The organism is Puia sp., assembly GCF_036500295.1.
Taxonomy (GTDB): domain Bacteria; phylum Bacteroidota; class Bacteroidia; order Chitinophagales; family Chitinophagaceae; genus Puia.
This window is the reverse complement of the sequence record NZ_DASYCH010000070.1, coordinates 105766-117871: the sequence shown is the minus strand read 5'-3', so window position 1 is coordinate 117871 and position 12106 is coordinate 105766. Positions and strand designations below refer to the sequence as shown.

Annotated in this window: 9 protein-coding genes; 4 read left to right on the top strand and 5 right to left on the bottom strand. The window is 58.0% G+C overall.

Annotated features, from left to right (window positions below; all coding sequences use genetic code 11):
• Window positions 1-52: 52 nt before the first annotated feature.
• The 5 genes from treY to VGM48_RS14340 are packed head-to-tail and all read right to left on the bottom strand — an operon-like array spanning window position 53 to window position 7075.
• Entirely contained in the window at window positions 53-2719 is a 2667-nt protein-coding gene (gene treY, locus VGM48_RS14360; RefSeq protein ID WP_331580240.1) for a malto-oligosyltrehalose synthase, read from the bottom strand.
• 4 nt (window positions 2720-2723) lie between these two features.
• A complete protein-coding gene (gene treZ, locus VGM48_RS14355; protein WP_331580238.1) occupies window positions 2724-4538 on the bottom strand; it encodes a malto-oligosyltrehalose trehalohydrolase in 1815 nt (604 codons plus the stop codon).
• Between the two features lie 55 nt (window positions 4539-4593).
• A complete protein-coding gene (locus VGM48_RS14350) occupies window positions 4594-5565 on the bottom strand; it encodes an MlaD family protein (RefSeq protein ID WP_331580236.1) in 972 nt (323 codons plus the stop codon).
• Entirely contained in the window at window positions 5562-6329 is a 768-nt protein-coding gene (locus tag VGM48_RS14345; RefSeq protein WP_331580234.1) for an ABC transporter ATP-binding protein, read from the bottom strand. Before VGM48_RS14345 ends, VGM48_RS14350 begins: the two co-directional genes overlap by 4 nt.
• Complete coding sequence (locus VGM48_RS14340) at window positions 6326-7075, bottom strand: ABC transporter permease (protein ID WP_331580232.1); 750 nt, start codon at window positions 7073-7075, stop codon at window positions 6326-6328. Before VGM48_RS14340 ends, VGM48_RS14345 begins: the two co-directional genes overlap by 4 nt.
• A 234-nt stretch (window positions 7076-7309) precedes the next feature.
• Here VGM48_RS14340 and VGM48_RS14335 point away from each other — a divergent pair, with 234 nt between their 5' ends.
• The 4 genes from VGM48_RS14335 (at window position 7310) to bla (ending at window position 12081) form a co-directional block, all read left to right on the top strand.
• Window positions 7310-8101 carry a murein L,D-transpeptidase catalytic domain family protein gene (locus VGM48_RS14335; protein ID WP_331580230.1) on the top strand — a complete coding sequence of 264 codons (792 nt, stop codon included), beginning with the start codon at window positions 7310-7312 and terminating at the stop codon, window positions 8099-8101.
• Window positions 8102-8188: 87 nt separating this feature from the next.
• Window positions 8189-9400 (top strand): hypothetical protein, encoded by a 1212-nt coding sequence (locus tag VGM48_RS14330; RefSeq protein WP_331580228.1) that lies wholly within the window; start codon window positions 8189-8191, stop codon window positions 9398-9400.
• 9 nt (window positions 9401-9409) lie between these two features.
• Complete coding sequence (locus VGM48_RS14325; protein ID WP_331580227.1) at window positions 9410-11092, top strand: hypothetical protein; 1683 nt, start codon at window positions 9410-9412, stop codon at window positions 11090-11092.
• An 8-nt stretch (window positions 11093-11100) separates the two neighbouring features.
• Entirely contained in the window at window positions 11101-12081 is a 981-nt protein-coding gene (bla, locus tag VGM48_RS14320) for a class A beta-lactamase (RefSeq protein ID WP_331580225.1), read from the top strand.
• Window positions 12082-12106: the final 25 nt, after the last annotated feature.

The window sequence follows — 12106 nt, the reverse complement described above, 5'->3', positions numbered from 1 at the left end:
TGACGGACGAGGACGAGCAGGGACATGGTCGGTGATTTGAGCTAAAGATACACTATCGCGCGGTCGCCAGGACCACAGGCCAGGCCGTAAGTCCCCGCGGCCAGGCGAGGACCCGCGAGCCAGAGCGCGTGTCTGTCCCGGTGGCCTGGAGCGTTTCCCCGGTGAAAGCATCGGTCCAGCGACCCGGCGCTTCAGCCGGGAGCATAATCGACACCGGCGAAGGAAAGATCGTCTCACGCCGGATCAACGGCACCGCAACGAGTACCCAATCCCCCTCATACCGCCGCAGATACGCGAGCAGCGGCCCGTCGGTGCTCAGCGGAAGATACTCGCCATTGGCGAATACCTCCTGCACATGGTTGCGAACTCCTAAACCTCGCCAAACCGTATACATTTTTTCGGCGCCCGACTGCCAATGGTCGCGGGCATACTGACACGCGGCCGCGCAACTGACCGCCCCGGCCGCCCGCAGCCCCGCGAGTAACGCGGCACGCCCCTCGTAATCCACGGGCCGGCGATTGTCGGGATCCACCAGGCTCGTCTCCCATTCCTCGGCGCCCTGATAGATATCGGGGACACCCGGGGCCGTTAGCTTCAACAGCTGCTGCGACAAACAGTAGACGGAACTGCGGCGCAACACGCTCCGGGCAAAAGGAACAAACGATTCGAGAAATAAGGACCCTTGTTGAAGGATCGCGGCGACGAAGCCCTGACATTGTCCTTCGTAAGCTTCATCAGGATCGGTATAATGAGTTTCGGTATCCGCTTCCCGCAACGCCTTGGTCAGGTAGCCCGCAAATCGCTGGCGAAACGCTTCGGTGACATGGCCATCATCGGGCCAGGCGCCAAGCAGGGCCTGGTAGATCAGGTATTCATCGTTTGGCGTGGGGGCCGGCCGGCCGTTGACGGCAACCACCAGGCGACGGTTCATCTGCCTCCAGCCGGTGACGGCGCTTGTCCATTCCCGGGGAATGGCGCTGAGATAGCTGAGCCGGATACGGGCGTCCTCGCCGCGCTTAGTATCGTGGGTGCTCGTCGCATTGAGGGAATGGCGTTGGGTGGCCAGTCGCCGCTGCATCCGGCGGTGGAACTCTTCTGTGCCGATGCCCGGGATAGCGGGTGAGTCGCCTACCTCGCAATGGGCGATATAGGGGTTATAGACGTAAAAGACGGTGTCTTCGATGCCCTTGGCGGCGAGCGGGCCGGTAAACTGCATCAGCCGGCGCAGAAAACAAAGGGCGGGTTCGTTTTCGCCAAGCGTGGCAAAAAGGTTCAGCTCGGGGGCCAGCTCCGGCGCGTATTGCCGGGCGCGGTCGAGGCTACTGCTGAACATCTCGCCATCGGCCTCACTCAGCCCGTCGGCATCCGGATAAGCCCGGTAGGTGGGGAAGGAAGCCATCCAGATGCCCAGGGCCTGTTTTATCCGTTCCTTATCCGGTTTGGCCGCCTGGATCTCCGGGAGGGCGAGCAGGCCATGCAGGAGGTTCTCCCATTCGCCGCCCATGTTCCGCATCAGATAGCCATGCTTGCGCCGGTAGACGAGCTCTTCATAATCACCGGGATCGATCACCTTCTCCCGGTAGAACGCGAGCAACTCCCGGCTGCCATCGGCATCGGTCAGCAGTTGACTCACGTCGGCCAGAAAATCATACCCCGTCGTACCCTGCACCGGCCAGTCTTCCGGCAGCGTCTCACCCCGGCTGAGGATCTTTTCGACAATGACATAACAGTCTTCGCCAAAGAGCCGCTTCAGCCGCCCGAAATATTTTTTGGGGTCGGCGAGCCCATCGATATGGTCGACGCGCAGCCCGTCGATCCACCCTTGTCGATGCCAGCGGTGGACGGTCGCATGCCAGGCCGTGAATACGGCTTCCTTCTCCATGTGGAGACAGATGAGGCTGTTGACCGTAAAAAAACGGCGGTAGTTGATATGGGTCGAGGCGAGGCGGTAATGCGTCAGCACGTACGCCTGATTTTGCAGCAGGGATTCGAGGAGATGGACACGATGATTGACAAAACCGGTCCGATTGGCGATAAAGCCGCGGAACCCGGCATTGGCGTCCACCCATTGCAGCCATTCCTTCAGGACGGCGGTCCACACCTCCGCATCGGCGGTTACCGCTTTTTCGAGCGCGTCGAGCGAGGACAGCCCGTCGGCGGGACAACCTTCCGCGACGGTGAGGATCCAGCGATAGAGCGGGATGGCGACGGGAAGATCCGTATTGAAATATCGGATGACAAAACCCCGGGAAGTGAATTGCAGACTCAGCTCTCCTTTCCGCAGACACTCGGTGAGGGTCTGCCCGAGAAAGGGTGCCATCAGGCGCTGTCCGGGGAGTTGGACAGGATGTTCGGTAAAGATATCAAACCAGTCGTAGTAGCGACTGTCCCCGCCCCGCTGCAGGACGTCATAAAGCCAGGGGTTGTTCTGCTCGTAGGCCATGTGATTGGGAACGATATCCTGGATCCAGCCGATGCCCAGCCGTTTACGGGTCAGGGTTAGCCGATGCCATTGTTCTTCCGTGCCGATCTCGACGCTGAGCACCAGCGGGTCGATGACATCATAGCCATGCTGGCTGCCCTTGATGGCGGTGGTCAGCGGCGAGGCATAGATCGCGGTGATCCCCAGGTCGTGCAGGTAGGGGAGTATGGCCTCGAGGTCCGTGAGGGTAAACTGATCGTTCAACTGGATCCGGTAGGTGGCGGTGGGAAGGAACATAGGCTCAGGTTTTCTTTTCGTAAACGACGACGGAATGCGGGGCGATCCGGATCGGAGCGCCGGAAGGCAGATCGATGGCGGCGGTGGCGCCGGGGCCATGCCAGCAGGCATCGGCCGAGTCGAAGATCTTTGTCAGATGCTGCCAGGTGATGTTATCATGGACGACCGGCTGGTCCCCGAAGTGAAGCCAGATAAAGACATGGTCGTTGAGGATCTTTCGTTCGATGGCCAGGGTCTGACGGATGCCCGGGTGGACGATCATCGTATCCCGGGTGCGGCCCTGCAGGGCCGGCCGCGTTTGACGAAGGCGGATAAGCTGCTGGTAGTATTTCAGCAGGGTGTCTCCGGGGTCTTCGGCCGTCTGCCACCAGGCCAGTACACTCTCTTCGAAGGTGGCATCGGCCTGCGGATCGGGTAGGGGAGAGCCGTCGTCGAAGCCGGCAAACTCGGCGGCCCTTCCCTTGCGGATGGAGTCGATCAGGTGCGGGTCACTGAATTGGGTAAAGTATTGAAAGGGGTGCGCCTCGCCATATTCCTCGCCCATAAACAGCAGCGGCGTATAAGGCGAGAGCAGGACCGTGGCCGCTGCGAGCTTCAGCTGTTCCATATTCAGCCAGGCGCCCAGGCGTTCGCCCCTTGCCTGGTTACCCACCTGGTCGTGGTTTTGGGCGAAGACGACGAATTGATCATAGGGATTGTTGTCGGCGTGGCCGCCAAAGGTCCGTTTCCGGTGCGGGGAATAGACGCCGTCATAGACATAGGTATGCCGGAAGGCTTTTTCGAGATGGGCCAGCTGGCCAAAGTCTTCGTAGTACGAGCGGGTATCTCCCGTCAGCAGGGCGCGCAGGGCGTGATGGAACTCGTCGTTCCATTGACCGTCCAACCCATAGCCGCCTTTTGCGGGTGGGTTGATAAACCGGGGATCGTTGAGGTCCATTTCGGCGATGACCAGCTTGCGGCGGCCGGTTTGTTTGCCGATATCCGTTGCCAGTTCGCGAAGCTGCTGGATAAAAGGGATGGCGCTGGGATCCACGATCGCATGCACCGCATCGAGCCGCAGCCCGTCGGCATGATACTCCTCGAGCCACATCCGGGCATTCTGCAGAAAAAAATTGCGCACGCCGTCCGACCAGGGCCCGTCGAAATTCAACGCGCTGCCCCAGGGCGTTTTGTATCGATCCGTAAAATAAGGTCCAAAATGATGCAGGCCGCTGCCCTCGGGGCCGAGGTGGTTATAGACCACGTCGACAATAACGGCGATGTTCCGGCCATGCGCGGCATCCACGAGCCGGCGGAAGGCATCGACGCCTCCATAAGAATGCTGGACGGCAAAAGGATAAACCCCATCATAACCCCAGTTGCGGTCGCCGGGGAACTGCGCCAGGGGCATCAGCTCGATGGCATTGATGCCCAGCTGCTGCAGATAGTCGAGCCGCTCGATGACCCCATCGAAGTCATGGGTCGGGGAGAAGGCGCCGGTATGCAGTTCGTAGATCACCGCATTACTCAGCGATAACCCCTGCCAGCCATCGTCCTTCCAGTTGAGATCGCGGTTGACCACGGCAGACCTTCCATGCACGCCATCGGGCTGGCTGAAACTGGCGGGGTCGGCCAGGGTCTTTCCACCGTCGATGCTAAAGCCATACCGGTCTCCCGGACTAACGGGGAGGGTTATGTTCCAATAGCCGGTGTCGGAATGCAAGGGGTGGCGCGCTTCTCCCAGGACGAGGTCGACGCTTTTTGCCAGCGGCGCCCAGACGATGAATTCGGTGGCGCCGTCCCGATACCATGCGCCGATCTTTTGATGAAATGGTTTCACTGGGAAGAAGAGACAAAACAGATGCCATGGCCGATGAGGTAAATATTCCCCAGCGTTATTGCTTTCCTTCTTTCTCCCGCTTGCGAAAAAAACCGCGCAGCAGAAAATTATGCTGAATCGCCTCGAGGTCGTCGCTGAGTTCCTTACTGCTGATGCGGAGGTTCTTTAACGTTCGCTGCAGATCGGCCCCGGCATCTTCGTCATGCAGCAGCGTGCCCGCCGGGGAGTTCTTATTGTTCAAACCCTCACCGGCTTCCTTTAGCGAAGAGGTGAAGGCGCCCGCTTCCGCCGCAGCCTGATTGAGCCGGGCAACGGCTCCCTTTATCCGGTTAAAGACTGTAGTATCGGTAGCCAGCTGGCTGGCGAGACCATCGGGTTGTTTGAGCCGGGCGGAGAAGTCTTCGAGATTGGCGACAAGGGTTTCGCCATTGGCGGCGGCGGTGCGGAGATGATCGATCGATGAGCGGAGGTGATCGGCGATGGCCGGATCGTTGATGAGTCGTCCAAGGGTCCCCTCTCCATCGCTTAGCCGCCGGGTGATCGTTTTGAGATTGCCGGTGATCTCGAGGAGATTGGCATTGCTGGCCTGCAGCGTGGCGAACATCTCCTGCGTACCTGCCAGATGTTCGCTGCGAAGGCTGTCGTTGTCGGCGATGACTTTTCCGTTGTCGGTGCCGCCGCTGATGACCACGATCTTGTTACCGATGAGTCCGTCCGTGCTGATCCGCGCCCTGGCGTCGGCGGCGATATGCGGCTGGGCCTTCTTTTCGATGTTGAGCGTCACGGCAACCTGGCTGTTGTGATAGAAATCGATCGATTTGACCGTGCCGACCTTCATCCCCGACAGCCAGACATTATTGCCGGGTTGCAATCCCTGCACATCGTCGAACAGGATGTGGACACGGACGCTTTTTACAAAAGCCTTGTGCTGGCCGCCGATGGTGAACACCGCGGCGATCAGGATCACCAGGCCGAGGACGATAAAGATCCCTACGGCCAGTCTTTTTGATGCGTTTATTTCGTTCATGCCTTTTCGATGAAGTTATATTTATAAAAATCCTTTATCCGCGGGTCGGTCGTGTCGAATACCTCTTCAAAGCTGCCCTGGCGAAGAAAACGGCCTTCCGACAACATCACGATCCGATTGCCCGTGGCCTTTGCACAGGTGAGATCGTGCGTGATGATGACCGAGCTCGTGTTATAACGATGCTGCACTTCGTTGATCAGCTCGTTGATATCGACACTGGTTACCGGATCGAGGCCGGCCGTGGGTTCGTCATAAAGCATGATCTCCGGCTGCAGGATCAGGGTGCGGGCGATGCCGATCCGTTTTTTCTGACCGCCGGAAAGCTCGGCCGGCATCTGGTCGATCGTCGCTGAAAGCCCGACATCGTCCAGCACCTGCGCGACGGCCGCGTCGATCTCTTTGCGGCTCAGATGCCGTTTGTTGCGGACCAGCGGAAATTCCAGGTTGGCGCGGACGTTCATCCCGTCATAGAGCGCGCTGCTCTGGAAGGAGAACCCGATGCGGGTACGCAGCGTACGCAGCTGCCGGATATCCAGCGCTCCGATGTCGTTGCCCAACACCTCCACCGAACCCGTATCAGGGGAGAGCAGACCGGCGATGATCCTGATAAGAACCGATTTGCCGCTTCCGCTGCGCCCCAGCACCACCACGTTCTCTCCCTTGCAGACATCGAGATCGACACCCTTCAGTACTTCCAGCGGACCAAAGGACTTACGGAGGTTGCGGGTGCGGATGACGGGGGTATGGTCGGCGTTGTCGGTCATTTCAAATAGTTGTTAACCAGTGTGACGATGATCATCTCTTCGACGAATATCAGGAACATGGATACCACCACCGAGGTGTTGGCCGCGCGGCCGACTCCCACCGTTCCCTGGTCGGCGTTATACCCGTTGAAACAGCCGGTAAGCCCGATGGTAAAGCCATAGATGGCCGATTTAGCCACCAAGACATAGATATCGATGAAGTTGATCCGTACAAAGGCGGCCTGAAAGAAGGAGGTGAAGCTGGTCTGTTCATTGCGGTAGACGTTCAGAAAAGCTCCCAGCATCCCGACGAACCCCATATAGATCGCCAGTACCGGCACGATGCAGGTCGTTGCGAGGATCCGGCTTACCACCAGGAATTTAAATGGATTGGTGGACGAGACCTCCATGGCTTCTATCTGTTCGGTCACTTTCATCGATCCCAGCTCCGCTCCGATATTGGATCCCACTTTCCCGGCGATGATCAGCGCGGTCACCAGCGGCGCCAACGCGCGGATGATGGCGATGGCCATCAGGGACGGAAGCCAGGAAGTGGCGCCAAACTCGGCGAGGGAGGAGCGGGACTGTTTCGTAAATACGAGCCCGGTGATAAACCCGGTCAGCGTGATAATGGATAGCGAACGGATCCCCACTTCAAAGAATTGATTCCATACCGCTTTGTATTCGTAGGGTGGGACGAAGGCTTCCCGGAAGAACCGGAGGGTAAAGCGATAAATAGTATCGATGCGTAAAAAGAAAGCCTTCATTATAGTATCGGGTAAAATTGTATGCCAGTGCAGGCAGGAGCGGCGATGGGAAGGAAATTCCCCAGGAGAGGTTTCTTCCTGATTTTTATACCTTTTTTGAGCGCATTTTCCCAAAAAAGCACCGCCCTTCCCGATCCTGGAAAAATCCCGACTTTGGCACACCGGTACCAGACTGAGAAACAATCGTTTGAATTCTGGTATGGCGGTTGGACCTTATATCTCAAATCCGTAGTCATGAAAAAGTGTAACCCTACCCCCAAAACCAGACTCTTCCTAGTCATGGTAATTTTTTCACTCTCTTCCTTCCGGGTGCACGCCAGTATTCGAATCTCTACTTCCTCTATCATCGCCCACAGCCGGTCGATGGAAAAGAACCGTCAGGCCAGCGCCGAAGCCGAAGCAAAAAAGGCTGAGATGCGGATGATCGTCGCCACGGCGTCGAGCATCTATGATGAGATGGATTTGGAAGATTCCGGTTTGAGCCGCAAGGCCTTTATGTATGCGTGGACCGGCTACTACAAGTTGAAGAAAAAAGGTCTGTTGCGTAAGACGAATATCCTTTCGATCTGTGATTTCAGCCAGTCTTCGAGCAATCAGCGGCTGTATGTGATCGATGTACGCAACCGCCGGATGTTATATAGAACCTTTGTCGCCCACGGGATCAATTCCGGCGAAGAATATGCCACTTCCTTTTCGAACCAGATGGAATCCTGTAAGAGCAGCCTGGGGTTTTATGTTACCACGGGAACCTATACGGGCATCAACGGGATCTCCCTGCGGATCAATGGTGTCGACCAGGGTTTTAACAACAACGCCCTGAAGCGTGCGGTGGTGATCCATGGCGCAGGTTATGTAAGCAAGCGCATCCTGAAAAAATACGGAGTGATGGGTACCACCTTTGGATGCCCGGCCATTCCCACGGAGATGACCACGCAGATCATCCCGGTAGTAAAGAACGGCAGCTGCTGGTTTATTTACTATCCTTCGAAAAAGTACCTGAGCCAGTCCAGGGTACTGAATAGCTAAGCCCCTTTTTACCCCCTGAATATAGACCGAAGCCGCCCGTCCTGGGCGGCTTTTTTTATATATATTTGATGACAGAACCGTCATCTTATGTCCCTAACGATTCCTTCTCCGCTGTCGTCTTCGCCTGCCGTGACACAGCCCAGAGCCTTATCCCGCAGGTCATCCATCCCGCTTTCCATCTACGCCGTATCGCTGGCGTCCCTGCTGACGATCGTCGGCATCCTATGGGATATCTCCTGGCACCGGACCATCGGCCGGGATAAGTTTCTCTCCCCACCCCATATCCTCATCTATCTCGGGGCCATTTTCGCCGGTCTCTTCTCGGGTATCCAGGTGCTGTACAACTCGTTCTTTCGGAAAGAAGCCGCCAAAGCGACGGATATCCGGGTCTGGGGCATTTTCTACAGTCCGCTGGGCAGCCTTTTTTGCATTTGGGGCGCCATCGCCATGCTGACCTCGGCGCCGTTCGATGACTGGTGGCATAACGCCTACGGACTCGACGTAACGATCCTTTCACCGCCACATACGCTGCTCGCCATGGGGATGATCTGTTTGCAGCTCGGCGCCTGTGTAAGCATCTGTAAATTTCTGAATGCGGATCAGCCCGATGGGCCCGATACAAAACGGCGGGCCCTGCTGCAAACTCTTTTTGTGATCAGCGCGCTGAGCCTGCTGACCATGCTCTACACCCTGCTCACCGACTATCTGCATGTCCGGGCGATGAGAAGCGCCACTTTCTATGTCGTCGCAGCGATGGCCAGCCTGTTGCTGCTGCCTGCTTTTGGCCGCGCGTTACGCATGAAATGGGGGATGACGGCGGTAACCGGCGGCTATTTCCTGCTGGTAGGCGGTTGCAACTGGATCCTCCCGCTGTTTCCCGCGGAGCCGAAACTGGGGCCGATCCTTACCCATCTCACCCATTTCCAGCCGGCCAACTTTCCCGCACTGGTGATCATCCCGGCGATGGCCATGGACCTGATCCTGCAACGGAATAAAGCAAACGATTGGCTCAAAGCCTTTTGGCTGAGCCTCGCCTTTGTCGGGTTGCTGTTTGCCGTACAGTATCCGCTGAGCGGCTTTCTGCAGGAGTCGCCCCATGCCCGCAACTGGTTCTTCACAGCCGATACCTACTATTTTGGACTATCCCCGAATGCCCCCTTCCGTTATAAGTTCCGGCCGGGTGATCTCTCGCCCTTGCCGGCATTGCTGCAGGGGTTGAGCGTCGCCGTGGTGCTGGGCTGGATTTTTGCCCGCATCAGTCTTCGCTGGGGCCGGTGGATGCAAACTATTCAACGTTAACTTTCGCGTATGAAGAAATTGATCGGGTTGCTGGTCTTACTGTCACTTTCCTGGGGTCCATTGGCCGCGCATGTCGGCAATCCCGATGTGTCGATGGAGGGAACCGCCGGACCTTATCGTTTATTGGTGAGCGTGAAACCGCCGGATGTCATCCCCGGCACCGCGCAGGTGACGGTATTCCTCCAGAACGGCGGGACGGTCACCGTGTCCGCTCAACCGATCTTCTTTTATTCAGGCCGCAACGGGGCACCATCCCCAGACAGGCTGGCGGCGGTGGCCGGTCAGCCCGGTCAATACAAGGGAATCGTTTGGCTGATGAATGACGGCTCTTCGAGCATCCTGCTGCATGTCAGCGGCAGTCTTGGAAGCGGCGATCTGGTCGTGCCGATCGTGGCGGTTTCTACGGCGCAAAAGAAACTGCCGGCCGCGACAGGCTACATCCTGGCGGGACTGGGGATCCTGCTCTTCGTGCTCCTGCTGACCATCGTCGGCTCAAGCGTAGCCGATGGCGTTACCCGCAGGGGGGAGGAAGTGGGCGCCGGACGCCGGCGGTCGAAGCGGGTTGCGATGATCGTGGCCGCGCTTTTTTCTTCGCTGATCGTCTTTGGTGGAAACGCCTGGTGGCAGCATTGGGCAGCCCGGTACCGGCAGTTCATGTACCGGCCCATGCACGCGACCTATCAGCTGCGGTCGGACAACGGGGTCAATGCCCTGACCATCGAGCTCGACACGGCCGGGGCGCAGCGAAAGGGCTGGTTGCCGTATATCATCCCCGATCACGGTAAGCTGATGCATCTTTTCGTCGTCCGGATACCCGCGATGGATGCCTTCGCCCACCTGCATCCCGTCCGGGTGAATACCGCTACCTTTCGAACGATATTACCGCCGCTGCCCCGGGGACGTTATCTCGCCTTTGCCGATATCGTCAATCTCTCCGGTTTCGCCGAGACGATACAGGACACGTTTGACATCGGTCAGGATCTCGTAGACAGTTTGCATCACACCGACCCGGATGATGCCTATGCGTTTGCACTTCCCGCCTCCACACCGGTGGCCGGCAGAGAAAGAGACCGGGAGGCGATCGTTTGCGGGAAGCCGGGCGAAGGAGTCCGGATGAAGGATGGCTCGACGATGGTCGCGGAAGACGCCGCGGCAAGCGACCTGGAAGCAGGGCAGTTGTATAGCCTGTCGTTTGCGGTACAGGATGAGAACGGAAAACCTGCAGCGCTTGAGCCCTATCTCGGGATGATGGCGCATGCGGCGATCATCAAAGACGACGGCAGCACCTATAACCATCTTCACCCCGTAGGCACCTACTCGGTTGCGGCACAGGAAGGACTGATCACGCGGATCGGCCAGACGGAGAACGAATACCGGCTGCCCCAGGCACGCGCGTTCAGCGACAGCATCGACAGGCTGGTGGACCGGCTGCGTGGGATGAAGGAGCCGGATCGCGAGGATTGGCTGATGCGGCAGATGAAAATGCCCGCGGACAGCGCGGGTGCGATGCAAACGCCGGCGGACCCTGCGGGTGCGATGAAAAGGTCGGCGGCCAGCACGGGTGAGATGAAAATGGAGAATAGGGTGAGCTTTCCCTATACCTTCCCGCAGCCCGGAGCCTATCGCATCTGGGTGCAGGTGCGGCGGAACGGCGAGGTGCTGACAGCCGCATTCGACAGGACAGTACGATAAATAACTACATGAACAAACAAATAAAACACTCTATTCTCATATCGGCAGCGCTCGCATCGACTCTTATAGGGAGGGCGCAGGATCGACAACTGACCGACTCGCTGACGATCATCGCCAGGGAAGCGAAAGGCAGGGTAGGCGTCGCCCTTGAGTTGACCGACCCGGTTTCATCAGGGATCAACACGTTCAACGGCCTTAACGCGCAAATGCATTTCCCAATGCAAAGCGTCTATAAATTCCCGTTGGCCATGTTCGTCCTTCATAAAGTGGACCTCGGTCAACTCTCCCTGGATAAAAAGATCCATATCGGTAAAAAGGATTGGCCGGCGAAGCTGTATAGTCCGCTGCGCGATAGATACAAAGGCCAGGACGTGGATCTTCCCCTGAAGGAGATCCTCCGCTTTACGGTAAGCCAAAGCGACAATGCGGGCTGCGATGTCCTGTTCCGCCTCGTGGGCGGCCCTGAAAAAGTGCAGGCATACATCACGGGATTGGGGGTGAAGGATATCTCCATCCAAACGACCGAAGACGAACAGGCCCGGGCATGGGAGGTTCAATATCGCAACTGGAGTACGCCGGCGGCGATGATCCAATTGTTGAGGATCCTGTACCGGGGCGGGACGCTTTCGGCGGGGAGCAGAGAGGTACTCCTGCAGATGATGGAGGCTACCACCACCGGACCGATGCGGATCGTGCATCTCCTGCCACCCGGGACCCGCGTGGCGCATAAGACCGGCACCAGTAACACCAATGCCGCCGGGATCACCGCCGCAACCAATGACGTGGGCATCATCACCCTCCCGAATGCGCGAAAGGAGCACCTGCTGATCGTAGTCTTCGTCGCCGACGCGGCCGCGAACGAGGAAACCCGCGAACAGGTCATCGCCCGGATCGCGCGTTTGGCTTACCGGACCTATAGCCTGGGGCACGGGGCTGTGATCGCCGCGAAAGGCCGAAAGGGCGGGGAGGAAAAGGAAAGAATTAAGTAGGTTTTGGATGCATTGTTTTCTTATG